The organism is Parahoeflea olei, from assembly GCF_001703635.1.
Classification (GTDB): domain Bacteria; phylum Pseudomonadota; class Alphaproteobacteria; order Rhizobiales; family Rhizobiaceae; genus Hoeflea; species Hoeflea olei.
In genome coordinates this window covers 63,721-89,759 of record NZ_LQZT01000050.1, presented here as the reverse complement: position 1 = coordinate 89,759, position 26,039 = coordinate 63,721, and the positions used below count along the sequence as shown (strand labels likewise).

Below are 26,039 nucleotides of genomic sequence, written 5' to 3'. Positions count from 1 at the left end.
GGCAAAACTTGATGCGGCGAAATACGACAGCCCGGCTTGCAGCCGGCCTTGCGCTCGGCCTGATCCTTTCGGTGAGCGGTCCGTTTGCCCCGGGCACCGGCCGGGCGGCGGCGTCCGCGCCCGAACAGCCGGCGGAGGCCCAGCCCAATTTCCTCGGTTTCGCAGGGGCCTTCCTCGCCGGACAGACCGCGGATGCCGACAACGACACCGGCCGCGCCATTGAATTCTACACCAAGGCGCTCGAATTCGATCCGGACAACGCCGGCATCAAGCAACGGCTGATGGTGGCGCTGTTCAGCGACGGCCGCTTTGCCGAAGGCGTCACGCTGGCGCGCGAAATGAAGACCGATCCCGCCGTCGCCCAGGTGTCGAGCCTGGCGCTGATGGTCGAGGCGATCACCAAGCGCGAATACCGCAAGGCCGCCAGCCTGCTCGATGCCAATGACAGCAACCCGATCGACCGGCTGCTCAACACGCTGCTCAATGCCTGGGCGGAATTCGGCGACGGCAAGGGCAATGCCGCGATCAAGTCGGTGCTGACGCTCGACGGGCCGCCCTGGTATCCGGTGTTTACCCGCTTCCACGCCGCCGCCATGGCGCAGGCGATGGGCAACAAGGCCGAGGCGCGCAAGCACTACACCGACCTGATCGCCGAGCCGCAGCTCGGCGGCACCGCGCCCGACACCTATGTGCGCGGCGTCATGGCGCTGGCCGGGCTCGAGGCGCGCGAAGGCAATTCCCGCGCAGCCCTCGACGCGCTGGCAGCCGGCGAAGAGTTTTCGCCGGGCTATGCGCCCCTGTCCGCGCTCCGGCAGACCATTGCCGATGGCGGCAAGCCCGAGGCCGGGATCAAGACCGCGCAGCAGGGCGCGGCCGCCGTCTTCTTCACCCTGGCCAGCGCGCTCAACCGCGAAGGCGCGGAGGAAACCGTCGGCATCTACCTGCAGTTCGCCCGGGTGCTCGACCCCGCCGACGCGGCGACGCTGGTGCTGCTGGGCAGTCTCAAGGAACGGCTCGGCAAGGCCGAGGACGCCATCAGCATCTATGAGTCGGTGCCGGAAAACTCGCCGATGCGGCGGGTGTCGGAACTTCAGCTCGGGCTCGCGCTGGCCGATCTCGGCCGCAATGCCGAAGCCAAGGACCATCTCAAGGCGCTGATCGAATCCGATCCCAAGGACATCCGCAGCTATCTCGCCTATGGCAGCGTGCTGTCGCAGGACAAGGATTATGCGGAAATGGCCCGCGTCTACGAAAACGCGATTTCCGTGATCGGGCCGACGCCCACGCGCAGCGACTGGAACCTCTATTTCCAGGCCGGCATCGCCCATGAGCGGCTCAAGCAGTGGCCCAAGGCCGAAGCGATGTTCAAGCGCGCGCTGGAGCTGTTTCCGGACCAGCCGCAGGTGATGAATTACCTGGGCTATTCCTGGATCGACATGAACATGAACCTCAAGGAGGGCATGGACCTCATTCGCGCCGCCGTCGACCTGCGGCCCAATGACGGCTACATCGTCGATTCGCTCGGCTGGGCGCATTACCGGCTCGGCGAATACGCCGATGCGGTGCGCGAACTCGAGCGCGCGGTCGAACTCAAGCCCTCCGACCCGACCATCAACGATCATCTGGGCGACGCCTATTGGCGGGTCGGCCGCGAGCTTGAAGCGAGCTTCCAGTGGAAGCGGGCGCTTGCCAACGAGCCCGAGGCCGATCTCAAGCCGAAGATCGAGCTCAAGCTGAGCGAAGGCCTGCCCGCCGCCAATCCCGACATTCCCGCCGCGGCCAACGACGCGACCGGAAAAGGCGGCGACGCCGCGCCCCGGCCCGAGGCCGGCGCCGACAAGGAGGGCGCGCTCGCGCCCGCCGCGACGCCGCGCCATGCACGGCTTGGCGACACCTCCCCGACCCCGGGCGGCGCTGCGGCGGCCCGCTTCTAGGGCCGCCCTGCATCGATGCTGACCCGAGACGCTCCGGCAAAGATCAATCTGGCATTGCATGTCACTGGCCGCAGGCCAGATGGCTATCATCTGCTCGAAAGCCTGGTGGTGTTCACGGAACTCGGCGACCGGGTGAGCGCCGGGGCTGCGGAGGACGACAGCTTCGCGCTCGAAGGCCCGGAAGCCGGCACGCTTGCGGCGGAAGACAGCCAGGGCAACCTGGTGGTGCGGGCGCGCGATGCCCTGCGCAAGGCGGCACAACGGTCCGGACATGCGGCCCCACCCGTCGCCATCACGCTCGACAAGCGGCTTCCGGTCGCCTCCGGCATCGGCGGCGGCTCGGCGGATGCGGCCGCGACCCTCACGCTTTTGAGCGACCTCTGGGGATACCACCCCTCCGCGCAAGAGCTGGCGGAAATCGGGCTGTCGCTGGGCGCGGACGTGCCGATGTGCCTCGCCGGCACCCCGCTCGTCGCCCGCGGCATCGGCGAAGCGCTCGAACCGGTCGAATTCGGCTTTGCGCTCGACATGGTGCTCGTCAATCCGCGGATCGGCGTCTCCACGCCCACCGTGTTCAAGGCACTCGCGCGCCGCGACAATGCGCCCCTGCCCCCGGTCGAGGGTCTTGAAGACCGCGCCCGCTTCCTCGGCTGGCTCGAGACGGTCCGCAACGATCTCGAAGCGCCTGCACGACAGATCGCGCCGGCGATCGGCGACTGCCTGTCCGCGCTGTCGGACACGGGCGCGCTGCTGGCGCGGATGTCGGGATCGGGAGCGAGCTGCTTCGGGATCCATGCGGACGCGGATGCGGCCGCCGAGGCGGCGCGACGGCTCAGGCAGGCGTATCCGGGCTGGTTCGTTGCCGCCACCCGAACCCGGAGCGCCCCCGGCCGGCAGGTGCGCCAGGCTTCGTAACGCGACTCAGGACAGGGCCAGAACCGCCGCAGGCACGATCTCGCAATTGAGCCGGGTCATCGCCAGCCCGCGGCCGAGGCTTTCCAGCGACTGGCCGGATTTGGCATTGGCAACCGCCTGGCGCTTGGGCATCAGCACGCCGTGTTCGAGCGCGGAGGCACGGCGGCGCATGCGCGCCAGAAACGGCAGGCGGTATTCGCGCGAGGGGCTGAGCCGTGCCGCCTGACGGCCCGCGGCGATATGCTGGCCGACATGGTCGGTCCAGCCCAGAAGCGGCCGTGCGCCCGGCTCGACCAGCAGCAGCCAGTCGCCCCGCGCCGCGCGCACCACCTCACGCAGATCCGGATCTTCCAGAAAAAGGCAGCCTGCCGCATCGGCAAGCTGCGCCGTGCCGTCACGCGAGCCGCGGTCGAGGATCACCACCTCGGCGACGAGCCCTTCGACCGCGCCACGCACCAGGGCTGCCAATGTGACCGCGAGCGCGCTTTCCTGGTCCTTGCATTCGATGAGTACGCTGATCATTGCCCCCTTTTAGAACATGCGCCGACGCGACGCCAGCGCCCCGGCCCGGTTGGACGGGGGCTTGCGCGGGCCATCAAACTTGTTCTTGCTTTGTTCCTTAAATTGCGATAGGAAAATAATCACCGCCACGGCAAGGCTGCTCGTCCGAACCGGAACGGCCCGCCCGCCCCAACCAATGTCCCGTCGGGACGCATGGAGGTCTCATGCCAAGTCTTTCAGCGTTGAAGCAAACCGCCTTCGCACCCGGGCTTCAGGCCGGGGAAGCCGATGCGCTCGTGGCGGCAAGCGGCCTCAGGGTGCGCGACGAAAGGGTACGCGGCCGCGGCGCCGGGCTCAACATGTCGGGCCGTTACGAGCTCGAGGCCCGCGAGGTCTTCGACGACGGCTGGAACAGCCTCGAGGACCTGGCGCCGTTCAAGACCGAGGTGCAGATCGAAAAGCCGCGCACGGTGATCACCCGCAACCAGTCGCCGGATCTCAGCTTCGACCGGTCGATCAATCCCTATCGCGGCTGCGAGCATGGCTGCATCTACTGTTTCGCCCGGCCCACCCATGCCTATATGGGGCTGTCGGCGGGGGTGGATTTCGAGGCGCGGCTGTTTGCCAAGCCCGATGCGCCGCGGCTTCTGGAGCGCGAACTGTCGCGGCCCGGCTACAAGGTGCAGCCGATCGCGATCGGCACCAACACCGATCCCTATCAGCCGGTGGAGCGCCGCTGGCGCATCATGCGGCAGCTGCTTGAGGTGCTGGAGGCGGCCGGGCATCCGGTCGGCATCGTCACCAAGTCGGCACTGGTGACGCGCGACATCGACATCCTGTCGCGGATGGCCTCGAAGGGGCTCGCGCGGGTGGCGCTGTCGGTGACCACGCTCGACCGCAAGCTGTCGCGGACGATGGAGCCGCGGGCGGCGGCCCCGGACAAGCGGCTTGAAGCGATCCGTGCGCTCACGGAGGCCGGCATTCCGGTCTCGGTGATGGTGGCGCCGGTCATTCCCGGCCTCAACGACCACGAGATCGAGCGTATCCTCGATTCGGCCAAGGCGGCGGGCGCCGATGCGGCGGGCTACATCCTGCTCAGGCTTCCCATCGAGGTGAGCCCGCTGTTCCGCGACTGGCTGCTCCGACATTATCCGGACCGCTACCGGCACGTGATGTCGCTGATCCGCTCGATGCGGGGCGGCAAGGACTATGACGCCGAGTTCGGCAAGCGCATGCGCGGCACCGGCCCCTATGCCTGGCAGATCTCGCGGCGGTTCGACATGACCGCCAAGCGGCTCGGCCTCAACCTCAGGAAGGCGCCGCTCAGGATAGACCAGTTCGTACCACCGCATGGCGAAGGCGTGCAGCTGAGCCTTTTGTGAGCGCCGGCAGCAGCGCTGCCTGAAACCAGCAATTGCCGCGCCGGCCCCGGGCGCGGCAACAGAACCGGACCGCCGCCGCCCCGTCCAGGGCGGTCCGGCGCCCGCGCGGCACCCGTCCCCCGCCGCCGGGCCTTGCAGAGGATCAGACGGGTGTGCGAGCCTGGCCGCATCATGGCCCGTACCCCGTCTGATTCCCTGTTTCCCGACTTCCCCGCCACGCCGGACGACCGTCACGAGCGCGAGGCCCTGCGGCGCGGATTCCGCGTCGTCGCGGGCCTCGACGAGGCCGGGCGCGGCCCGCTTGCCGGTCCCGTCGTCGCCGCGGCGGTGGTGCTCGATCCCGACGCCATTCCCCAAGGCTTGAATGATTCCAAGGCGTTGAAGCCCGCCCGGCGGGAACAGCTGTTCGAGGCCATCCTCGCCGCGGCGCAGGTCGGCATCGCCAGTGCCTCGGCGCGCGAGATCGAACGCACCGACATCCGCGCGGCAAGCCTCGCCGCCATGCGCCGCGCGCTTTCGGCGCTGCCGGTTGCAGCCGATTTCGCGCTGATCGACGGCCGCGACGTGCCGCCCGGGCTCACCTGCCCGGGACAGGCCCTGGTCAAGGGCGACGCGCGCTCGCTGTCGATCGCCGCGGCCTCGATCGTCGCCAAGGTAACCCGCGACCGGATGATGCTGCGCGCGGCCCGCACCTATCCCGCTTACGGCTTCGAGACCCATATGGGCTATGGCGCCAAGCGGCACCTGCAGGCGATTGCCACACACGGCCCCTGCCCGCTGCACCGCATGAGCTTTCGCCCGCTACGCAGCGACTGAGAGCCGCGGGCCGCCGTGCGGCGGCGGCATCGCTCATCCTCGTCACTTCCTGCCGCAGGGATCGCCAAAGGGCGCGCGCCGCAGCGCCACAACCTTGGCATGCGGGCAACGCAAAAGGCCGGGAGACGATCCCGGCCTTGATGCTGTGCAGATGAACGCCAGGCTCAGTTGAGCCGGGCCTTCATGTCGCTGAGCGATGCCTTGAACAGGTCGTTGGCGGTCTTGCTGTCGACCTTGGCGGCGATCAGCTGCTCGGCCGCGGCCATGGCCAGATCGACGGCCGAGGCGCGGACTTCGTTGATCGCGTCGGTTTCGGCCTGGGCGATCTTCTGTTCGGCCATCGCGGTGCGACGGCTGACATAGTCCTCGGTCTTGGCCTTTGCCTCCTCGCGCAGGATCTTGGCTTCCCGCTCGGCGGCGCTGAGCAGGCTCTGCGCCTCGGTTTCGGCTTCCTTGCGCTTGCGCTGGTACTCGGCCAGCAACTGCTGGGCTTCCTCGCGCAGCTTCTTGGCCTGCTCGAGTTCGTTGCGGATCTGATCGGCGCGCCGGTCGAGCGCACCGCCGATCATGCCGGGCACCTTCATGTAGGCGATCACCGCCAGGAAGATGATCAGTCCGACCAGGGCAAAGAATGTTGCGTCCATGATAGAAGTCCCCGCTTACTTGCCGGATGCGGCGCGGATCGCGTCGGCGACCTCGGCCTTGGTCACGGAACCGCCCAGAAGCTGCTTGACCACTTCCGTGGCGGTCTCCTCGGCGATGGAATCCACATCGGCGAGCGCTTTCTGCTTGATGGCGGCGATGCTCTTTTCGGCCTCCGCCATCTTCTCGGCCAGTTCCGCCTCGGTCTTGACGCGCTCGGCTTCCGCAGCCGTCTTGGCCTTCTCGCGGGCAGCCTCGGCGATGGCCGATGCCTTCTTGCGCGCGTCCGCCAGTTCCTGCTCGTAGGCAGCAATGGCTTCGTCGCCTTCTTCCTTCAGCCGGTTGGCTTCATCGAGGTCCTGGGCGATCCGGTCGCGCCGGTGCTCCAGAATGCCGCCGATGCGCGGAACGATGACCTTCGACATGAGCAGGTAGAACAGCCCGAAGGTGATCGCCAGCCACAGGATCTGCGAGGCAAAGGTCGACGAATCGAAAGGCGGGAACATACCGCCACCATGGGGTTCAGCCCCGTGTGCGCCGGTTTCCGAATGGGTGCCTTCGGTGGGGTTGGACTGGGCATAAGCCGGGGTCACAACAAACATGCTTGCCTCCAGATGAAATGCCACGCCGGCGGGCGGCGTGGCAAGCCTGACACTCTTACGACGATTAGACGGCGTAGAGGAGAAGGAGGGCAACGAGCAGCGAGAAGATGCCCAGAGCTTCCGTCACGGCGAAGCCGAAAATCAGGCGGCCGAACTGGCCATCAGCGGCAGACGGATTGCGCAGGGCGCCTGCGAGGTAGTTGCCGAAGATGGTGCCCAGGCCGATGCCTGCGCCACCCATGCCGAGGCAAGCGATGCCGGCGCCGATGTACTTTGCTGCTTCTGCTTCCATGATTTAACTCCTTTGGAATGGGATGGATGCGATCTGAGGGGCGGCGGACCGCCGGTGAACTGTTCCTAGTGACCGGGATGCAGGGCGTCGTTGAGGTACATGCAGGTCAGCACCGCAAAGACGTAGGCCTGAAGGAAGGCGACGAGGAATTCGAGAGCGGTCAGCGCCACGGTCATGGCCAGCGGCAGGATGGCGCCGCCAATGCCGAGCGCGCCCATCGACCCGAGCGAGACGACGAAGCCGGCAAAGACCTTGAGCGTGATGTGGCCCGCCAGCATGTTGGCGAACAGACGAACCGAGAGGCTGATGGGACGCGACAGGAACGAGATGACCTCGATCAGCACCACGAGCGGCATCAGCGCCCCCGGAACGCCCGAGGGCACGAACAGATTGAGGAAATGCAGCCCGTGCTTCCAGAAGCCGTAGACCACCACGGTGCCGATCACCAGCATGGCGAGCGCGAAGGTGACGATCAGATGGCTGGTGACGGTGAAGAAATACGGGAACATGCCGAGCAGGTTGGCCACCAGCACGAACATGAACAGCGAAAACACCATCGGGAAGAAGCGCATGCCTTGCGAGCCCGCGCCGTCGCGCAGCATCGAGGCCACGAATTCGTAGGAGATTTCCGAGACCGACTGCAGCCGCGAGGGGATCATGCCGCGGTTCGAGGTGGTCAGGAACAGAAAGCCCGCCGCCGCCGCCACGGTGGCGACCATGAACAACGACGAGTTGGTGAACGACAGGTCCAGACCGCCGATCTCGATGGGAACGAGCTTGCTGATCTGGAACTGGTGTATCGGATCGTTGGACACTTCACGCCTCTTTTTCGCATTCCGGTCGAGCCGGACCCTAATTCCCGTCGTCGTCCCCGCGCCCGCTGTCCGGCTTGGCCCGCGCCGCTCCGGGCTGGGCCACCGCGCCGGTCGAGCGCAGGATATTCAGGACCCCGGCGCAGAAGCCCAGGATCAGAAACACAATCAGTCCCCAGGGCGTTGTCCCCGCCAACCGATCGATACCGTAGCCCAGCACCGCTCCAACGATCACGCCGGCGATGAACTCGCTCGACAGCTTGACCGCAAGCGCGTAGCCCTGCCTGTCGTCCTTTTGGCTTCCCCGTCCCGTCTCCGCCGTGCGGCGGGCGAGCAGTTCGGCGTCCAGTCGCTGGCGACGGGCCTCGAGGCTATCCGCCCGGCCGTTTTCCGTTTCACCGCCAGCGCCCTCTTGGTCGGGTCCGCCAGGCCTGCGCTTTTCATCCATGGATGCGCTCCCCTGACACGTCAGCGACGGCCTGGAAAAAGCCGTTTCGAAGTCGGCCGCAACATAGTTTTAGGTCAGATCATAGTCAAGGCGCGGCGGGCGCTTAAGGCGAGACCGCTTTCCTGTTTATTTTCAATGAGTTGATAGCCGGCCTGCGGGGCTGGCTGTGGAAGCTTGAGAAAAACTTCCGCCGCCGGGCGGGACTCATGCCCGCCGCGGCGTGCGCCCCTGGCGGGGATCAGGACCAGCCGCCGCCATAGGTGACGTAGAAAACATGCAGTCCGATGCGGCCGACCTTGCGCATTCTCTTGGCCCAGGGCGGGCGCACATAAGTGGCGTGATAATGGGTGGAGGAGCCGACTTCCTTGAGCCAGATCTTGCCGGCGGAGGTCGCAAGCGCGATTTCCTCGGCCACATTCCAGTGTTTGGGCGACCTCACCCGGTCCTTGATGCCGTCGCAGGCAAAGGAGAACTGGCAGCGGTTGCGCCAGTTGTCGTTCTGGTAGACCACGCCGCAGATCGTGTTCGGATAGGTCGGATTGCGCACCCGGTTGAGAATCACCTGCGCGACGGCGGCCTGACCTTTGACCGACTCGCCGCGGGCCTCGAAATAGATGCCGGCCGCGAGGCAGCGCTGCTCATTTGCGGAAAACACGGAAGCCGGCAGCGCGGTCGCGGCCCAGCCATGATCGTCCTTGCCGACCGGCGGGATGAACCGGCCGCGCTCGGCGCCTTCGTTGAGCACGGAGCTGAACGGCGACTGCTTGGCATAGTCGGGCTCCGGCGGGGCATAGGCGGTGGCGAGAATATCGGGATTGTCGTTGGTCACCAGGTCGGCCAGCACTGCCGGCACCTGCGCCGCGGCCTTGTGCGTGCCCTTGGCGAAGAAAGTGGTGGCGATCTCGTATTCCTTGCCGCGGATATCGGGCTTGCGGAACGCCATCGCCTGGTCGGGCTTGTCGACCGGCTGCAGCAGGTTCGACTGGCGCTCGAGCACCGAGCCCGCGGAAAAATCCTTGGGCGGCTGGATCGGGGCGACGTCGATCACCCGGCCCTTCTTCAGGCTGCGGGTCACGCGCTCCGAATCGGGACGCGGGTCGGCCACGCCGATCTTGCCCAGGAACGCGATCTTGTCGCCATTGGGCAGGGTCACGCCCGCGCCGGAGGCGATCGACGAGGTCATGATCGGATCGGTGAATTCGAGTTCGGCGGCCTGGATCGAGCCCGCGGGCGACGCCGTCAGCGCCGTCTTCCAGCGCGCAACCGCGCCGTCGGAGCCGGCCAGCATGGTGGCCATGTCGGCGTGGGAGGTGACGGTGGGGGTCATGACAAAGGCCGACAGGCCAAGGACGACGGGTGCGGAAAGGCGGCTGAGCAGGGAATGGCCGCTGGCGGGCGAACGACGCTTCTGACGCAAGACTACAACTCCGGAACTCGGGACACTGACGCGGGACTGGCCGTGACAATGGACGATTAACCTTGATGGAGCGTTAATGAGCCAACGCGAATGTCGGGAGAGCCGGGCCAAGGCCCGGGTCTAAGCGATGGCCGGGAGCAGTCGCGACCGCTCCGGTCGGGCGGTCAGCCGCTGCGTTTCTTGGGCGCGAGTTTGCCCGACACCGTGCGCCGCGTCGATTTTTTCGGCATCACCGAGGCACGCTTGGGCTTGCCGTCCTTGGGCGCATAGGGATTGTCGCCGCTGCGGTAGACCACGCGCAGCGGAATGCCCGGCATCTCGAAATCGGCGCGCAGCGAATTGACGAGATAGCGGGTGTAGGATTCCGGCACGGCCTCCGGCCGTGTGCACGAGATCATGAAGCCGGGCGGGCGCGACTTCACCTGGGTCATGTATTTGAGCTTGAGGCGCCGGCCGGAGACCGCCGGCGGCGGATGATGCGCGGTCACATGGTCGAGCCAGCGGTTGAGCTTGGCGGTGGAGATGCGCTTGTTCCAGACGCGGTGGACGAGCGCGATGTTCTCCATCAGCCGGTCGAGACCCTCGCCGGTCTGGCCGGCCACGGTGACGGCGCGGATGCCGCGCACCTGCGGCAGCAGCCGGTCGGTCATCTCGCGCAGTTCGGCAAGCTTTTCCTGGCGGTTGTCGATCAGGTCCCACTTGTTGAAGGCGATCACCGGCGCCCTGCCCTCGCGCACGATCAGGTCGGCGATCTGCAGATCCTGCTTTTCGAAGGGGATGGTCGAATCGAACACCACGACCACCACTTCGGCGAAGCGGATCGCCCGCAGCGCATCGGCGACCGAGAGTTTCTCGAGCTTTTCCTGCACGCGCGCCTTGCGGCGCAGGCCGGCGGTGTCGAACAGCTTGATCTGGCGGCCGCGCCATTCGAAATCGACGGCGATCGAATCGCGGGTGATGCCGGCCTCGGGGCCGGTCAGCAGCCGGTCCTGCCCCAGGAAGCGGTTGATCAGCGTCGACTTGCCGGCATTGGGGCGGCCGACGATGGCCACTCTCAACGGCTTGGTCTCGTCGTAATCGGGACCTTCGTCCTCCTCGTCGGCGGAGGACACGTCGATATCGGTCACGGCCTCGACGGCCGGTGCGTTTTTCGGCGGGAAGCAGCGCTCCTCGCCGAAGGCGGCGACGATGGCGTCGCGCAGGTCGAGCATGCCGCCGCCGTGCTCGGCCGAGATCGGGCACGGTTCGCCGAGCCCCAGCCGGTAGGCATCGTACATGCCCGCTTCCGCGCCCTTCGATTCGGCCTTGTTGGCGACCAGCACCACCGGCTTGCCGCGCTTTCGCAAAATTTCGGCGAGCAGTTCGTCGGCGGGGGTCAGGCCCGCCTTGGCGTCGATCAGGAACAGCGCGCCGTCGGCCTCGTCCATCGCCAGTTCGCTTTGGGCGCGCATGCGGCCCTCGAGCGTGTCGGGGCCGGCCACTTCAAGACCCGCGGTGTCGATCATGCGGAAACGCAGATCCACCAGCTTGGCGTCGCCGGGGCGGCGGTCGCGGGTCACGCCCGGCGTGTCGTCGACAAGCGCCAGCTTGCGGCCGGCCAGGCGGTTGAACAGGGTCGATTTGCCGACATTGGGGCGTCCGACGATGGCGAGAGTGATGCTCATGGGTAATCCTTGCCCGCTGGCGACTTCAATGCCCCGGGCGCCGGAGCGATCAGGATGCGCCGCCCTGGGCGGCAATCATGTCGAGCATGAGGCCGGCCCGTGTCCGGATGCCGTTCGGCGTCTGGTTGTCGGCGGCGATGGCTTCGAACCAGTCGGATGCCTGCTTCAGGTCGCCTGCCTTGAAGGCGGCGAGACCGAGCGCATCGCGTGCCGAGTGGCGCGCCGGATTGCCGGCCACCGCCAGCACCTCGACCTGTGCGGAAACATCGTCATAGCTGCCGTGATCGACCAGCAGATAGGCCGCGCGCAGGCGCGCCGCATCGCGGATGGCGACCGGCTGTGCGGTGTCCTTGCCGATCTCGGAGAAGGCGGCGATCGCCGCATCGGCCTCGCCCCGGTCGGCGAGCACCGTGGCGGCCCGCATCTTGGCGAGCACCGGATAGGAGCCGTAACCGGTGGTTTCGAGATCCTTGAATTCGGCCAGCGCCGCATCGGTGTCGCCGGTGCGCGCCTTTTCCAGCGCCGCAAGGAAGACGTCGCCCGATTTGGCGGCGGTGGTTTCCGTCCAGTACTGCCAGCCGCGCAGGCCGGCGGTGGCAACGACGATGCCGATCGCCACGGCCAGGATGAAAAACCGGAACCGCTTCCACAGCGCCTTCATGTAATCCGAGCGCAGATCCTCGTTGACCTCGCGGATAAATGTCGAATTGTCGTCTGCCATGGCGTCACCGGCGCTGGCCGGTCCTCTTGAAAGCGTGCGTGAAGCGGCGTCGTGTGGGGCCTTCTAGCCGATTTTGCGGATTGTGTAAGGGGGTACGGCGCCAAAAGCGCCCGGCGCCGCCCCCTTTCGGTTACAGCCCGGGGATCGGCGCCACCCCGATCAGCCATTCGTGCAGGAACATCAGGAAGGCCACATAGAGCACCAGGCCGCCGACGACGGAGATGATGTCCCACTTGACCGGGCCTGCCACGGGGTTGGTCGTCAGGCCGGCGCGCAACCGCTTCTTCTCCGAGATCCGGTCGATGATCGCCCACACCAGGAATGCGCCGAACAGCACCACCGAGGCGAGATCGCCATTGACCAGCAGATGCGCGAGCGCCCAGATCTTGACCGCCAGCAGCATCGGGTGCTTGACGGCGGCCTTGATGCGGCCGGCGGGAACCTGCGAGGCCACCAGCAGGATCATCACGAAAACCATCAGCAGCGCCACCAGATGGCTCATCCAGACCGGCGCGACCCAGAAGACGACCGGATCCTGGCGGGCGATGTTGAAGCCCCAGACGAGGATGACGAACCCGACGATCGAGGCCACCGAATAGATGCCCTTCCAGGTGTTGAGCCCGCGCGCCTCGATCTGCGCCCGGCGAAACTCGGGCGCGAAGATGCGGACAGAGTGAACGCCCAGGAACAGCACAAGTCCGATGACTAGCCAGATCATTCCAAACCTCCATTTCGGCGTCCGGGTCGCTCCCGGCCGCGTGTCGGGGCGACCATAGCCCGGCCAGCGGCGGATGAGAAGCCGGCCGAAGCCGCAATCACCGGTTCATTCGGACGCAGGCATCAGAGCCGTGCCAGCGCGCTTTCGTCCCACCGTTCACACCCCTGCCGCATTTGCCCCCCAGGACATCAGGCCCCTGTTGCATCACGCCAAAGTCCGGATTGCCAAGCCTCATGACCGCCCCCGCGAACCCCTCCCGCCTCCCCCGTCCCGCCGTCTCCGCCCGTCCCGCACGCCGCCTGGCCAAGGCACTGCCGGCGCTTGTGCTCGGCGGATTGGCCGTGACCGCGGCGATACCTGCCGCGCAGGCGGAAAGCCGGCCCGCACAGCTGGTGATCGTGTCCTTCGACGGCGCCCATGACAATGTCATGTGGGAGCGCAGCCTGAAGATGGCGGAGAAGACCGGCGCGCATTTCACCTATTTCCTGTCCTGCACTTTCCTGATGAGCAAGGCCGAGCGGAAGGGCTACACGGCGCCCGGAAAATCGGCGGGTGCGTCCAATATCGGCTTTGCGCCGGATCACGCCGATGTCGAAAACCGGCTCAATCATATCTGGACGGCCTATCGGGCCGGCCACGAAATCGGCAGCCATGGTTGCGGGCATTTCGACGGCGGCGCCTGGACGAAAGCGCAATGGTCGCAGGAATTCGACCAGTTCGACGCCGCACTCAGGACCGCCTGGACGACCATCGGCCAGAAGGACAAGGAACCGGACGGCTGGCAGGAAATGGCCGAAAATTCCGTCAAGGGGTTCCGCGCGCCCTATCTGTCGTCCGGCGAGGGCTTGTTTGCGGCGCTCGCCGAGCATGGCTTTGCCTATGACGCAAGCACCGTCTCGCGCGGCCCGGCCGTGCCCGACACCAAGCGAAAGCCAGCCCGCTTCGCGCTGCCGCTGATCCCCGAGGGGCCGCATGAGCGCCGGGTGATCGCGATGGACTACAATCTCTTCGTCCGCCATTCCAAGGCCGAGGAAACGCCGGAGCACAAGGCGGAGTTCGAGGAACGCTCGCTCACGGCTTTCGAGGCCGCCTTCCGGGAGCAGTATGACGGCGCGCGCATCCCGCTGCAGCTCGGCTTTCATTTCGTGCCGATGAATGGCGGGGCCTACTGGGACGCGCTGGAAACGCTGCTGACCGATGTCTGCGGCAAGCCGGACGTCGAATGCGTGACCTATTCCGAAGCGCTCTCGCAGCTGAAGACTGCCAGCCGCTCGGCGACCTGACAAACACCGCTGCCCCGCAGGAAATGGAAAAGGCCGGCGACACCAGTCGCCGGCCTTGTGCCTACTGTTTTTCCTCGAAGGACTGGGTCCGCTCGGGGCCGCCCGCTCCGGGCGACGGATCGGCGGGGCTCGGCTGGATGCCGGCCGCCTGGCGTTCGAGATACTTGCGGTCGATCTCGTCGAGTTCCTCGCCGCGGAACACCGCCTCGAAGGCCCTGAGGCGCTTGTAGATGGACAAAAGGGGGATGGCCGGCGCCAGATCCTGGCCGTCGAAATTGATCAGGAACTGGAACGAGTTCGACACCTGCCCGAAGGCGGTGAGGATCTGCTGCCAGATGCCGAGCGTGATCTTGCCGGCAACGATGGTCGGCACCAGCAGGATGTCGACATAGATATTGTCGGCCTGCAGGTAGAAGCCGCGGGCGATATTGAAATACATGTAGTGGAAGTAGAGGCGGAAATAATTCTTCCGCACATTGTTGAACAGCTCGGCCACGGTCGGCGGCTGGGCGCGGTCGGGATCGTCCTCGCCATAGACCAGTTCCTTGCGGTAGGCGGCCTCGACGCGCTGGTTGCGGAATTCGAGGCCGGGCAGCTTGATGCCGACAAGGCTCAGAAGCGCGGTGCCGAAGATCGCCCAGAAGATCAGCGCCACGAACAAGGCATGCGGGATCTCGCCCACGATCGGCAGTTCGGTGACGTATTGCGACAGGCCCCACAGCACCGGAAGGAAGGCCACCAGCGTCATGATCGCGTTGACGAAGGCGACGCCGAGCCCTTCCACGATCGAGGCGAAGCGCATGGTGTCTTCCTGGACACGCTGCGAGGCGCCCTCGATGTGGCGGACGCGCGGCCAGCGCTCCATGTAGAAATCGTTCATCGCCGTGCGCCAGCGGAACACGTAATGCGAGACGAAGAAGCGGGTGACCACGAACACGCCCATCGAGACGAAGGCGATTTCGGCGAACAGGAAGGTCAGGCTGTAAAGGTCCCAGGCGGTCACCGAGCCATCGCCCTTGAGCGCTTCCTGGAAGGTGTCGAAGAACGGTCGCCGCCAGTTGTTGATGGCAACGGAAACCTGCACGCCGAAATAGGTGGTGAACAGGATGAAGATCGATCCCAGGATCGACCACATCTGCCATTTGTGCGGCGAGTAGACGAACCAGAAGGCCGCGAACAGCAGCGTCCAGACGGTGTAGAACACGTAGAACCAGAGAAATTCCGGCGTGTAGAAATAGGCAATCCCGATCACGGGTTCCTGCTCGCCGGTCGGCAGCGGAAAGCCGAGCGCGGAGCCGATCGCATCGCCCACCGTGTACCAGATCAGGATGCCGAGCGCGGCCCAGATCAGCACGGAGGAGAAGAACAGTTTCGGCCGGGGGAAGAACGATTCGAACACGGGGCGTGGATCCTCGATGGGGGCCTGCGGGAGCGGGCGCTGATTCGTCGTCAGTCGGCAGCTTACCTAGGACACCGCGGCCGATACGGCAATGCGGGCGTGCCAGGCTTCACGCCATTGTGCTTGGCAGTGACCCGCCGGCAAACGGCGCGCGGGGATATGCCGCCGCTTCAAGGCCACCGCCTCACGCAGCGCCAGCGGCGGGCGGAACGCGGCCCAGGCCAAAGATCAGGCCGGCTGCGGCCAGCAGTCCAGCCGCCGCGAGCAGGCTTGCCGAGGTGTAGGATCCCGACCGGTCGGCGAGATATCCGGCCGCAACCGGACCGATGATCTGCCCGGTGCCGAAGGCCGCGGTCATCAGCGCCAGCGCGCGACGCGGGCTTGCGCCGGCATGCGCGCGACCGGCCTGCAGCCCGAAGGCGGTGACGGCGATGAAGGTTGCGCCGAGCAGCACCGCACCTGCGACCGGTCCCCACGGAAGGCCCACCAGCACGCTCGCGGCCACCCCCAGCGCCTCGACCAGGCAGCCGAGCGCATAGACATTGACCAGGCCGATGCGCCGGACGGCGGGCATCCAGTAGGCGACCGACGGTGCCGCGGCGAGTCCGGCCAGCAGCCAGACGCCGGCCTCGAACAGCGAGGAGCCGCCGCCGCCGCGCACGATCGCCACCAGGAACGTGGCCGTGACGATGTAGCCGAAGCCGAAGATCCCGTAGGCGAGCGTGAGGGCGACCAGCGGCCTGCTCCAGACCAGCGGCGGCTCCTTGCGGGCCGGCCCCAGCCGCACCACGCCCGCCGGCAGGAGCCGGGCGACCGCGGCGATGCCACCAACGGAGAGGACCGCGGCGAGGATCCAGGCCGTGCGCCAGCCGCCTTCGGCCAGCACCAGCACCGCAAACATCAGGGCGGAGACGGCCATGCCGGAGCCGACGCCGCCGAAATGCACGGCCTGCACCTCCGTCCGCCCTGCCGCCAGGCCGTGCGACAGCACGATGGCCGTGGTGAAGATCATGGCGAAGGCGCTGGCGAGCCCGGCAAGGAAGCGGATCGTCACCAGAACGGCGAGACTGCTCGACACGCCCATGGCCAGCAGCAACAGCGCGGTCGCCGCGAGGCTCGCGAGCGCCACCCGGCGCTCGATGCCCTCGGCCCAGCCATAGGCGGCAAGCACCGCTCCGAGCAGGTAGCCCGCATAGTTGGCCGAGGCGATCCAGCCCGCTTCCGCCGGTCCGAATCCGAGGCCCGCCATCATTGCCGGCAGCACGGGCGTGTAGAAAAAGCGTCCGAGCCCCATCGCCACCGCCATCGCCACCGCGCCGGCCAAGGCCGTCCGCATCACATCGGAGCGGCTGTCGCGGGAGGAACCGGGAGACGCGCTGTGCATCGCTCAAGGCCTTCGGAACGGGGAGGATCGGGTGAAGGTGCTCTTCTCCATGGACCTGAATCGGGCGCGAGACAAGCCGCGCTCACGATCCGGATCGCGCGGTTTCACCGAATCTTGATTGGCAACTCCGCGGCAAGAACCTACTTGTGCATTGCAGCATCCACGAAAGGACAATGCCATGAAAACCGTCATCATCACCGGATCGACCAGTGGCATCGGCCTCGGCCTGGCCGAGACCTTCGCCATCGCAGGACACAATGTCGTCCTGAACGGGCTGGGCAAGAAAGACGAGATCGAGGCCACCCGCGCACGGCTCGCGGCGCTTGGCGCGGGCGACGTGATCTATCACGGCGCCAACATGCTCAAGCCCGACGAGATCGCCGACATGGTCGCGTCCACCGAGAAGAAATTCGGCCGCGTCGACGTGGTCATCCCCAATGCCGGTATCCAGCATGTCGAAAAGATCGAGGATTTCCCGCCGGAAAAATGGGACGCGATCATCGGCATCAACCTGAGTTCCGCCTTTCACCTGATCCGCGCCGCCATGCCGGTGATGAAACGCCAGAAGTTCGGCCGGATCGTCGCCATGGCCTCCGCGCACGGCCTGATCGCCTCCCCCTACAAGAGCGCCTATGTGGCGGCCAAGCACGGGCTCGTGGGCCTGATCAAGACGGTGGCGCTCGAGGGCGCGGAATTCGGCATCACCGCCAACGCCATCTGCCCGGGCTATGTGGAAACGCCGCTGGTGGCGGGCCAGATCGCCGACACGGCGAAGGCGCGCAACATGAGCGAGGAGCAGGTGATCAACGAGGTGATCCTGAAGGCGCAGCCCACCAAGCAGTTCGTCCAGGTCGGCCAGATCGCTTCGCTCGCGATGTATCTGACCTCCGATCAGGCGGCGCAGATCACCGGCGCAGCACTCTCGATCGACGGCGGCTGGACCGCGCAATGACCGGCGCGAAGCACAACGGCCAGGTGAAGGCGGACGCCGAAGGCGAGCGCATGATCAACCTGGCACTCCAGGGCGGAGGCGCGCACGGCGCCTTCACCTGGGGGGTGATCGACCGGCTGCTCGACGAGCCGGATATCGGCTTCGAGGGCATTTCCGGCACCAGCGCCGGCGCCGTCAACGCGGTGGTGCTGGCCTATGGCATGATGGAAGGCGGGCGCACCGGCGGACAGGCGGCGCTCGAGGAGTTCTGGCGCAAATCGAGCCGGGCCGGCACGGTCTGGTCCCCCATCAGCGCCTTTCCGCACAGCGCGATTCCCGGCATGGACATGCTGGCGGCAGCGGGATACGCGGCTTTCGACACCATCACCCGGACTTTCTCGCCCTATGAATTCAACCCTTTCGACGTCAATCCGCTGCGCGACCTGCTGGCCGAAAGCGTGGATTTCGAGGCCTTGCGCACGCAGTGCCAGTCGAAGCTGTTCCTGAGCGCCACCAATGTGCGCAGCGGCCGCGTCAAGGTGTTCGAGACCCGCGAGGTCGATCTTGACGTGGTGATGGCGTCGGCCTGCCTGCCGTTCCTGTTCAAGGCCGTCGAGATCGGCGGCGAGCATTACTGGGACGGCGGCTACATGGGCAATCCGGCGCTGTTTCCGTTCTTCTACAATTGCCACAGCCGCGACGTCATGATCGTCCACATCAACCCGATGGAGCGCGACGAGGTGCCCACGACCGCACCGGAAATTCTCAACCGGATCAACGAGATCTCCTTCAACTCCTCGCTGCTTGACGAGATGCGGGCGATCAATTTCGTCACCCGCCTGATCGAGCAGGACTGGCTCAAGGACGAGTACAAGGACCGGATGCGCCATATCCTGGTGCATTCGGTGCGCGCGGACGACGCCATGCGCGACCTGCCCGTCTCCTCGAAATTCGATGTGAGCTGGCCGTTCCTGACCAGTTTGCGCGACCGTGGCCGCGAGGCGGCGGACAGCTGGCTCGAAACCAACCGCGACCATATCGGCAAGGCTTCCACGGTGGATCTTGAGAGCCGGTATCTGGGGCTGCCCGGACCACGCCAGCCCGACGGGTCGCAACGGCGCGATTGACCGGGTTTTCCTGAAACAGATGAATGCAGGGGGTCCCCTTTCGCAACGCATCGGTGTGGGATAGGTTTTGTCCAAATGGTTCAAAATCAAGAGGCAGCATGGCCCCCACGCACCGCTCATTCATCCGTTTCCTGCTCAATGACCGGACGGTCGAGCTTTCAGGCTTCGCCCCGGATGCGACGCTGCTTGACTGGCTCAGGCTCGAGCAGCGGCTGACGGGCACCAAGGAAGGATGCGCGGAGGGCGATTGCGGCGCCTGCACGGTGCTGGTGGGGCGCCTCGACAACGGCGTGCTCAGTTACGAAACCGTCAATGCCTGCATCCGCTTCGTGGGCTCGCTCGACGCCACCCATGTGGTCACGATCGAGCATCTCAACCGCCCGGACGGCGAGTTGAGCGCGGTGCAGCAGGCGATGGTCGAGCATCACGGGTCGCAATGCGGCTTCTGCACGCCGGGCATCGTCGCCTCGCTGCATGCGCTGTGGCTTGCCGACCCGGAACCGTCGGAAGACGCGATCGAACGGCAGTTGCAGGGCAATCTCTGCCGCTGCACCGGCTACGAGCCGATCGTCAGGGCGGCGCTGGCGGCGGCGAAGACCATTCCCAACGAGGACAACGACCGGCTGGTGGCGGCCTATGGAAAGACCGTCGAGACGCTGACGGGTTTTGCCGACCATGCCCGGATCACGATCGACCACGCCCGCGGCCAGACCCTGATTCCGGCCGACGCCGACGACCTGGCGGCGCTCTACGCGGATCATCCGAAGGCCACCATCGTCGCGGGCTCCACCGATGTCGGATTGTGGGTGACCAAGCAGATGCGCGAGATCGCGCCGGTGATCCATGTCGGCCACCTCGAAGAGCTCAGGCAGGTCTCCTTTGACGAAGACGGCATCCGGCTCGGCGCCGGCGTGTCCTACACCGCGGCGCGCGGCGCGATCGTGTCGGCCTTTCCGCAGATGGCGGAACTGTGGGACCGGATCGGCGGCGAACAGGTGCGCAACATGGGCACCATCGGCGGCAACATCGCCAACGGATCGCCGATCGGCGACACGCCGCCGCCGCTGATCGCGCTGGGCGCCACGGTCACGCTGCGCAAGGGCGAGGCGCGGCGTACGCTGCCGCTCGAGGCCTTCTTCATCGAGTACGGCAAGCAGGACCGCGCGCCCGGCGAATTCGTCGAAAGCGTGTTCGTGCCGGCGCTGGCGGACGACGCCTATTTCGCCGTCTACAAGATCTCCAAGCGCCGCGACGAGGACATCTCGGCGGTCTGCGCGGCCTTCATGGTCAGGCTCGACGCGGAGGGGATGGTCAGCACCGCCCGGATCGCCTTCGGCGGCATGGCGGGCACCCCGAAACGCGCAGGCGGCGCGGAGAAGGCCATCACCGGACAGCCCTGGAGCTGGGACACCGTGCAACGGGCGCGCGCGGCACTTGCCGACGACTACCAGCCGCTCAGCGACTGGCGGGCGAGCGCGGAGTACCGGATGCTGTCGGCGCAGAACCTGATGATCCGTTTCTTCCTCGAAACCTGCGGCGCCCCGGCCCGCATCGAGCGCCGCCCGGCGCTGGCGGAGGCCTGAGGATGAGCCAACACCGCCCCCGCAGCAAGACCTCGATTTCCGGCGGCGCGCACACCACGCGCGCCCATGATTCCGCCCACAAGCATGTGACCGGCAGCGCAGACTATATCGACGACATGCCCGAGCCCGAGGGCACCCTGCACGGCTATCTGGGCCTGTCGGACCGCGCCCACGCGAAGATCACCTCGCTCGACCTCGATCCGGTGCGCGCCTCCGACGGCGTGGTGCTGGTGCTCACCGGCGCCGACGTGCCGGGCGTCAACGACATTTCGCCTTCGGGCCGCAATGACGAGCCGGTGCTGGCCGAAAACGAGGTGCTGTTTCACGGCCAGCCGGTGTTCGCCGTTATCGCCAGGACCCGCGACCAGGCGCGCCGTGCCGCGCGCAAGGCGAAGATCGGCTACGAGGACCTGGCCCATGTCACCGATGTGCGCGATGCGATCGACGCCGGCTATCCGCATGTCACCGATCCCTTGAAACTCGAGCGCGGCGACGTAGCCGCAGGGCTTGCCGCAGCGCCGCGGCGGCTCAAGGGCGCGATCCGCATCGGCGGCCAGGACCATTTCTATCTCGAAGGCCATATCGCCATGGCCATTCCCGGCGAGGACGACGAAGTCACCGTCTGGTCCTCGACCCAGCATCCGAGCGAGGTGCAGCACATGGTGGCGCATGCGCTCGGCACGGTGTCGAATGCGGTCACCGTGCAGGTCCGGCGCATGGGCGGCGGCTTCGGCGGCAAGGAAACCCAGAGCAACCAGTTTGCCGCGATCGCCGCCATCGCCGCCAAGAAGCTCAACCGCGCCGTCAAGATCCGGCCCGACCGCGACGACGACATGACGATCACCGGCAAGCGCCACGATTTCGTGGCCGACTACGATGTCGGCTTCGACGACAGCGGCGTGATCCAAGCGCTCGACGCGACCTTCGCCGCGCGCTGCGGCTTTTCCTCCGACCTCTCCGGGCCGGTGACGGACCGCGCGCTGTTTCACGCCGACAACTGCTATTTTTACGAAAATGTCCGGCTCGTCTCCAAGCCGATGATGACCAACACGGTTTCCAACACCGCCTTCCGCGGGTTTGGCGGGCCGCAGGGCATGCTCGGCGGCGAGCGGGTGATCGAAGAGGTGGCCTATGCGCTCGGCCGCGATCCGCTGGAAATCCGCAAGGCCAATTTCTATGGCGGGCCGGGCCGCGACCTGACCCCCTACCACCAGACGGTCAACGACAACATCATCGCGCGCGTCGTCGAGGAACTGGAGGTCTCGACCGACTACCAGGCGCGCCGCGCCGAGATCATCGATTTCAACGAGACAAGCCCGGTCGTGCGCCGCGGCATCGCGCTGACCCCGGTCAAGTTCGGGATCTCGTTTACCGCAACCTGGTACAACCAGGCCGGCGCGCTGGTGCATGTCTACCAGGACGGCTCGATCCATCTGAACCACGGCGGCACCGAGATGGGCCAGGGGCTCAACACCAAGGTGGCGCAGGTGCTGGCCGAGGAGTTCCAGGTCGATCTCGACACGATCCGGATTACCGCGACCACCACCGGCAAGGTGCCGAACACGTCCGCCACCGCCGCCTCCTCCGGCACGGACCTGAACGGCATGGCCGCCGCCAATGCGGCGCAGCAGATCAAGACCCGGCTGATCGGCTTCGCCTCCGAGAAATTCGGCGTGCCGCCCGAACAGGTGGAGTTCATCCCCAATCATGTGCGCGTCGGCAACGAACTGTTCCCGTTTCCGGATTTCATCAAGCTCGCCTATCAGGGGCGCATCCAGCTCTCGGCCGCCGGGTTCTACAAGACGCCGGACATCCACTGGGACCGCGCCAAGGGCAAGGGGCGGCCGTTCTATTACTATGCCTATGGCGCGGCGGTGTCGGAGGTCTCGGTCGACACGCTGACCGGCGAATACCAGGTCGACCGGGTCGACGTGCTCCACGACGTGGGCCGCTCGCTCAATCCGGCGCTCGACATCGGCCAGATCGAGGGCGCGTTCGTGCAGGGCATGGGCTGGCTCACCACCGAGGAACTGTGGTGGGACGACAAGGGCCGGCTCAGGACCCATGCGCCCTCGACCTACAAGATCCCGCTTGCCTCCGACCGGCCGCGGATCTTCAACGTGCGCCTCGCCGACTGGTCGGAAAACCGCGAACCCACGGTGCGCCGCTCCAAGGCGGTGGGCGAACCGCCCTTCATGCTGCCGATCTCGGTGCTCGAGGCGCTCGGCATGGCGGTGGCCTCGATCGCCGATTACCGGATCTCGCCGCGGCTCGACGCGCCGGCCACCCCCGAACGGGTGCTGATGGCGGTGGAACGCCTGAAGGCCATGGCGGAGCCGCTCGACGAGGCTGGCTGATGCGGCGGGCGGTGGCCTATGACGCCTTTGTCGGGGCCGCCGGCGCAAGCGGCTTCGTGCGGGTGCGCGTGGTGGAGGCAAAAGGCTCGACGCCGCGCGACACCGATGCCTGGATGCTGGTGGCAGAGACCGGCGCATTCGGCACCATCGGCGGCGGACGGCTCGAACTCGAGGCGATCGACCAGGCGCGGCGCATTCTCGCCGGCGCGGCGGCCGAAAACCTGGCGCTGCCGCTCGGACCGGCCATCGGGCAATGCTGCGGCGGGCATGTGACGCTGTCCTTCGAGGTGATTCCCCCTGCCCGCTTTGACGAGATTCGCGCCCAGGCCGAAGCAGAAGACGCGCGCGATCCGGAAGTCTGGCTGTTCGGCGGCGGCCATGTCGGCCGGGCGCTGGCCGCGGCGCTGCTGCTGTTGCCGGTAAAGGTGCATGTGGTCGAGACCCGCGCAGACGAGCTCGACCGCACGCCCGAGGGCGCCATCCGCCACCTCGCGGCGATGCCCGAAAGCCTGGTCACGACCATTGCGCCGGGGGGCGCGGCGGTGGTGCTCACCCACGATCATGCGCTCGATTTCCTGATCGTCACCGCAGCCCTCCAACGCGACGACCTGGCCCAGGTGGGCATGATCGGCTCGGCCACCAAGCGCGCGACCTTCGAGCACCAGTTCCTCCGCGAAGGCGGGGATCGCAATCGCCTTTCAGGCCTGACCTGCCCGATCGGACGCAAGATCGCCGACAAGCGGCCGGAGATGATCGCGGTCACGGTGGCGGCTGATATCGCAGCGGCCTTGGCCGCGTGGCAGGCGGAGCGTCAGGGCGTGTCCTGAAGCACCAGCTCCGCCGCACGCCAGCCGGTGGCGATCGCCGCCGCATTGGTGTTGCCGCTGACGAGATTCGGGAACACCGAGCAATCGACCACCCTGAGACCACCGAGCCCGTGCACGCGCAGACGCGAATTGACCACCGACCGGGCCGGGTCCGGCCCCATGCGGCAGGTGGCGACTGGGTGGTAGACCGTGCCCGAGCGGCGGCGGATGTCGTCGATCATCGCCTCGTCATCGGTGATGTCGGGTCCCGGAAGCACCTCGGCCTCGATGCATTCGGCGAGCGGGCTGGCCGCCGCCATCTTCCGCACGAAGCGGCCGGTTTCGAGCATTTCGGCGACGTCGTCGGGATGGGACAACGCATTGGGCGTGATCCTGGGCGGTTCCAGCGGATCGGCCGAGCGGATCATGATCTCGCCGCGGCTCTTCGGCCGGCAGTTCGACCAGCCGATCGAAAATCCCGGCCAGGGATCGGGATCGAGGATCGGCCTCTCGCCGGGACGCGGAATCACGGTGGAAATCGCCTGGAAATAGAGTTGCATGTTGGGCCGCGCGCGCTCGGGCGAAGTGCGGATGAAGCCGCCCGCCTGGTTGAGGCTCACCGACAGCGGGCCGTCGCGCAGCAACAGATACTGCATGCCGACCGAGAGCTTGCCCCACCAGGGCCTGAGCACCTGGTTCAGCGTCGGGCAATTGGCGCGGTAAGTGTAGTTGATGCCGACATGGTCTTCGAGATTGCGGCCGACATGGGGATTGTCCAGGCGCACCTCGACGCCGAGAGTGCGCAGGTGATCAGCCGGACCGATGCCCGAGAGCTGCAGGAGTTGCGGCGAGTTGACCGAGCCGCCGCTCAGGATCACCTCGCGCCCGGCCTTGACCGTGATCGACCTGCCGCCCTTTGTGTAGCTCACGCCGGTCACGCGGGCGCCATCGAAGGTGAGGCCGGTCACCAGCGCATTGGTGATGACGCGCAGGTTGGGCCGCTTCATCGCCGGCCGCAGGAAGGCGCGGGCCGCCGACAGCCGCCGCCCGTTGTGGATGGTGAATTCGAACTGGCCGACACCGTCCTGCGAGGCGCCGTTGAAATCCGGGTTGAGCGGCAGGCCGAGGCTCTGCGCCGCCTCGAACCATTTGCGGGTCAGCGGATGCGTGGTCCGGTCGGGCACGAACAGGTTGAGAGGGCCGCCGCGGCCGCGGATCGCCTCCTCGCCGATCACCGCGCATTCGACCGCGCGAAACGCCGCGAACATGTCGTCGGCGCCCCAGCCGGGATTGCCGGCGGCGCGCCAGTCATCGAAATCGGCGCGGTGGCCGCGCACCCAGACCATGGCGTTGATCGAGGACGAGCCGCCGAGCACGCGCCCGCGCGGCCAGTGGTCGACATTGCCGGCAAGCCCCGGATCGGGCTCGGCGCGATACATCCAGTTGACCTTCGGGTCGAAGAAGGTCTTGCCGTAGCCGAGCGGCATCTGCACGAAGAAACGGCGGTCGTCGCCGCCCGCCTCGAGCACCAACACCCGGTGCCGGCCCGAGGCCGTCAGCCGTTCGGCCAGCACGCAGCCGGACGAGCCGGCGCCAATGATGATGAAGTCCGGATTGTCCATGAAATGCTCACCGGAGGCGGAGGTGGATTGACGCGAAATGGTTGTCACATCTCGCCGCCCCGGGCAATGCACCAGACGCGCCCGACGCTGTTGAAGACGCGACACGCGCCGCTTCACCGGATCACACGAAAATGTGACAGGAATACTGACCTAAATCGTACGCACCCCTTGTTTCATGAGCATGCTCATAATATATGCCGCTCATGATAACAGTTAAAACCGACGAATTCGGCGTTCTGGTCCACGACGCCGCCCGGCTGCTGCGCAAGCGGTTCGACGCGCGTGGCGAGGAGCACGGCCTGTCCTCGGCCCAATGGCGGCTTCTGGTGAAGGTGGTGCGCCAGCGCCGCGCCACCCAGGCGCGATTGGCCGAACTCCTGGAAATCGAGCCGATCAGCGTGTCGCGGCTGGTCGACCGGATGGAACAGGGCGGCTGGGTCGAACGCTGCGCCCATGAGACCGACCGCCGCGTCAAGCTTGTGGTCCCCACCGACAAGAGCCTTGCCGCCTATTCCGCGCTCAAGGCCGCGGCCGTGGACGTCTATGACGACGCCATGACCGGCCTTGACGACCGCGAACGGCAGACCCTGATGACCGCGCTCGCCAAGGTCGTCGAAAACCTGTCCCGCGACGAAACGCAGATCCCTTGCCATCTCCTCGAGCCCCAGGCCTGACCATGAACG

24 protein-coding genes are annotated in these 26,039 nt (G+C 66.7%); 11 read left to right on the top strand and 13 right to left on the bottom strand.

The window, feature by feature from the left end; all coding sequences use genetic code 11:
- The first annotated feature begins 11 nt into the window (after nt 1–11).
- Both AWJ14_RS21305 and AWJ14_RS21300 read left to right on the top strand, forming a co-directional pair.
- Nucleotides 12–1,934: a tetratricopeptide repeat protein gene (locus tag AWJ14_RS21305; protein WP_066184458.1), complete on the top strand. Its 1,923-nt coding sequence runs from the start codon at nt 12–14 to the stop codon at nt 1,932–1,934.
- 15 nt (nt 1,935–1,949) lie between these two features.
- The gene (locus tag AWJ14_RS21300; protein WP_066184452.1) at nt 1,950–2,849 is read left to right on the top strand and encodes a 4-(cytidine 5'-diphospho)-2-C-methyl-D-erythritol kinase; all 900 of its coding nucleotides are present in this window, start codon (nt 1,950–1,952) and stop codon (nt 2,847–2,849) included.
- Nucleotides 2,850–2,855: 6 nt separating this feature from the next.
- Here the strand turns inward: AWJ14_RS21300 and AWJ14_RS21295 are convergent, their stop codons facing one another.
- Nucleotides 2,856–3,371 (bottom strand): glycosyltransferase family protein, encoded by a 516-nt coding sequence (locus AWJ14_RS21295; protein ID WP_066184447.1) that lies wholly within the window; start codon nt 3,369–3,371, stop codon nt 2,856–2,858.
- A 203-nt stretch (nt 3,372–3,574) separates the two neighbouring features.
- Here AWJ14_RS21295 and AWJ14_RS21290 point away from each other — a divergent pair, with 203 nt between their 5' ends.
- Together AWJ14_RS21290 and AWJ14_RS21285 are read left to right on the top strand one after the other, a co-directional pair.
- Nucleotides 3,575–4,732, top strand: coding sequence for a PA0069 family radical SAM protein (locus AWJ14_RS21290; protein ID WP_066184445.1), 1,158 nt, complete (start codon nt 3,575–3,577; stop codon nt 4,730–4,732).
- Between the two features lie 168 nt (nt 4,733–4,900).
- A complete protein-coding gene (locus AWJ14_RS21285) occupies nt 4,901–5,548 on the top strand; it encodes a ribonuclease HII (protein ID WP_139112748.1) in 648 nt (215 codons plus the stop codon).
- A gap of 164 nt (nt 5,549–5,712) precedes the next feature.
- Here AWJ14_RS21285 and AWJ14_RS21280 read toward each other — a convergent pair whose 3' ends face one another.
- From AWJ14_RS21280 to AWJ14_RS21240, 9 genes are all read right to left on the bottom strand, one after another.
- The gene (locus tag AWJ14_RS21280) at nt 5,713–6,192 is read right to left on the bottom strand and encodes a F0F1 ATP synthase subunit B (RefSeq protein WP_066184439.1); all 480 of its coding nucleotides are present in this window, start codon (nt 6,190–6,192) and stop codon (nt 5,713–5,715) included.
- Nucleotides 6,193–6,207: 15 nt separating this feature from the next.
- On the bottom strand, nt 6,208–6,792 hold the full coding sequence (locus AWJ14_RS21275; protein WP_066184436.1) for a F0F1 ATP synthase subunit B: 585 nt from the start codon (nt 6,790–6,792) through the stop codon (nt 6,208–6,210).
- Nucleotides 6,793–6,856: 64 nt separating this feature from the next.
- Nucleotides 6,857–7,084: a F0F1 ATP synthase subunit C gene (locus AWJ14_RS21270; protein ID WP_066184433.1), complete on the bottom strand. Its 228-nt coding sequence runs from the start codon at nt 7,082–7,084 to the stop codon at nt 6,857–6,859.
- Between the two features lie 65 nt (nt 7,085–7,149).
- Nucleotides 7,150–7,899: a F0F1 ATP synthase subunit A gene (locus tag AWJ14_RS21265; RefSeq protein WP_066184431.1), complete on the bottom strand. Its 750-nt coding sequence runs from the start codon at nt 7,897–7,899 to the stop codon at nt 7,150–7,152.
- A gap of 37 nt (nt 7,900–7,936) precedes the next feature.
- Nucleotides 7,937–8,344, bottom strand: a complete 408-nt coding sequence (locus tag AWJ14_RS21260; RefSeq protein ID WP_066184428.1) for an AtpZ/AtpI family protein — start codon at nt 8,342–8,344, stop codon at nt 7,937–7,939.
- Nucleotides 8,345–8,582: 238 nt separating this feature from the next.
- Nucleotides 8,583–9,761: a cell wall hydrolase gene (locus AWJ14_RS21255; RefSeq protein ID WP_066184425.1), complete on the bottom strand. Its 1,179-nt coding sequence runs from the start codon at nt 9,759–9,761 to the stop codon at nt 8,583–8,585.
- Nucleotides 9,762–9,925: 164 nt separating this feature from the next.
- A complete protein-coding gene (gene der / locus AWJ14_RS21250; protein WP_066184421.1) occupies nt 9,926–11,425 on the bottom strand; it encodes a ribosome biogenesis GTPase Der in 1,500 nt (499 codons plus the stop codon).
- A gap of 49 nt (nt 11,426–11,474) precedes the next feature.
- Nucleotides 11,475–12,146, bottom strand: coding sequence for a tetratricopeptide repeat protein (locus tag AWJ14_RS21245; protein WP_066184418.1), 672 nt, complete (start codon nt 12,144–12,146; stop codon nt 11,475–11,477).
- 130 nt (nt 12,147–12,276) lie between these two features.
- Nucleotides 12,277–12,864: an NnrU family protein gene (locus tag AWJ14_RS21240; RefSeq protein ID WP_066184416.1), complete on the bottom strand. Its 588-nt coding sequence runs from the start codon at nt 12,862–12,864 to the stop codon at nt 12,277–12,279.
- A 233-nt stretch (nt 12,865–13,097) separates the two neighbouring features.
- On the opposite strand from AWJ14_RS21240, the gene AWJ14_RS21235 reads away from it, so the two are divergent.
- Nucleotides 13,098–14,147 (top strand): polysaccharide deacetylase family protein, encoded by a 1,050-nt coding sequence (locus tag AWJ14_RS21235; protein ID WP_139112742.1) that lies wholly within the window; start codon nt 13,098–13,100, stop codon nt 14,145–14,147.
- Between the two features lie 61 nt (nt 14,148–14,208).
- Here AWJ14_RS21235 and sbmA read toward each other — a convergent pair whose 3' ends face one another.
- Nucleotides 14,209–15,546, bottom strand: coding sequence for a peptide antibiotic transporter SbmA (gene sbmA, locus AWJ14_RS21230; protein ID WP_066184415.1), 1,338 nt, complete (start codon nt 15,544–15,546; stop codon nt 14,209–14,211).
- A 184-nt stretch (nt 15,547–15,730) separates the two neighbouring features.
- A complete protein-coding gene (locus tag AWJ14_RS21225) occupies nt 15,731–16,930 on the bottom strand; it encodes a YbfB/YjiJ family MFS transporter (protein WP_066184412.1) in 1,200 nt (399 codons plus the stop codon).
- A 178-nt stretch (nt 16,931–17,108) separates the two neighbouring features.
- Here AWJ14_RS21225 and AWJ14_RS21220 point away from each other — a divergent pair, with 178 nt between their 5' ends.
- The 5 genes from AWJ14_RS21220 to xdhC all read left to right on the top strand — a co-directional run bounded on the left by AWJ14_RS21220 (nt 17,109) and on the right by xdhC (nt 23,755).
- Entirely contained in the window at nt 17,109–17,882 is a 774-nt protein-coding gene (locus tag AWJ14_RS21220; RefSeq protein ID WP_066184410.1) for a 3-hydroxybutyrate dehydrogenase, read from the top strand.
- On the top strand, nt 17,879–18,988 hold the full coding sequence (locus AWJ14_RS21215; RefSeq protein WP_066184407.1) for a patatin-like phospholipase family protein: 1,110 nt from the start codon (nt 17,879–17,881) through the stop codon (nt 18,986–18,988). Before AWJ14_RS21220 ends, AWJ14_RS21215 begins: the two co-directional genes overlap by 4 nt.
- A gap of 98 nt (nt 18,989–19,086) precedes the next feature.
- Entirely contained in the window at nt 19,087–20,571 is a 1,485-nt protein-coding gene (gene xdhA, locus AWJ14_RS21210; protein WP_066184403.1) for a xanthine dehydrogenase small subunit, read from the top strand.
- A 2-nt stretch (nt 20,572–20,573) separates the two neighbouring features.
- Nucleotides 20,574–22,928 carry a xanthine dehydrogenase molybdopterin binding subunit gene (gene xdhB / locus AWJ14_RS21205; protein ID WP_066184398.1) on the top strand — a complete coding sequence of 785 codons (2,355 nt, stop codon included), beginning with the start codon at nt 20,574–20,576 and terminating at the stop codon, nt 22,926–22,928.
- Complete coding sequence (gene xdhC, locus AWJ14_RS21200; protein WP_066184396.1) at nt 22,928–23,755, top strand: xanthine dehydrogenase accessory protein XdhC; 828 nt, start codon at nt 22,928–22,930, stop codon at nt 23,753–23,755. The genes xdhB and xdhC overlap by 1 nt, the downstream gene beginning before the upstream one ends.
- Here the strand turns inward: xdhC and AWJ14_RS21195 are convergent.
- On the bottom strand, nt 23,740–25,356 hold the full coding sequence (locus AWJ14_RS21195; protein ID WP_066184394.1) for a GMC family oxidoreductase: 1,617 nt from the start codon (nt 25,354–25,356) through the stop codon (nt 23,740–23,742). The two genes, xdhC and AWJ14_RS21195, sit on opposite strands and share 16 nt — an antisense overlap.
- Nucleotides 25,357–25,559: 203 nt before the next feature.
- Between AWJ14_RS21195 and AWJ14_RS21190 the strand changes: the two genes are divergently transcribed.
- Nucleotides 25,560–26,030 (top strand): MarR family winged helix-turn-helix transcriptional regulator, encoded by a 471-nt coding sequence (locus tag AWJ14_RS21190; RefSeq protein WP_066184669.1) that lies wholly within the window; start codon nt 25,560–25,562, stop codon nt 26,028–26,030.
- Nucleotides 26,031–26,039: the final 9 nt, after the last annotated feature.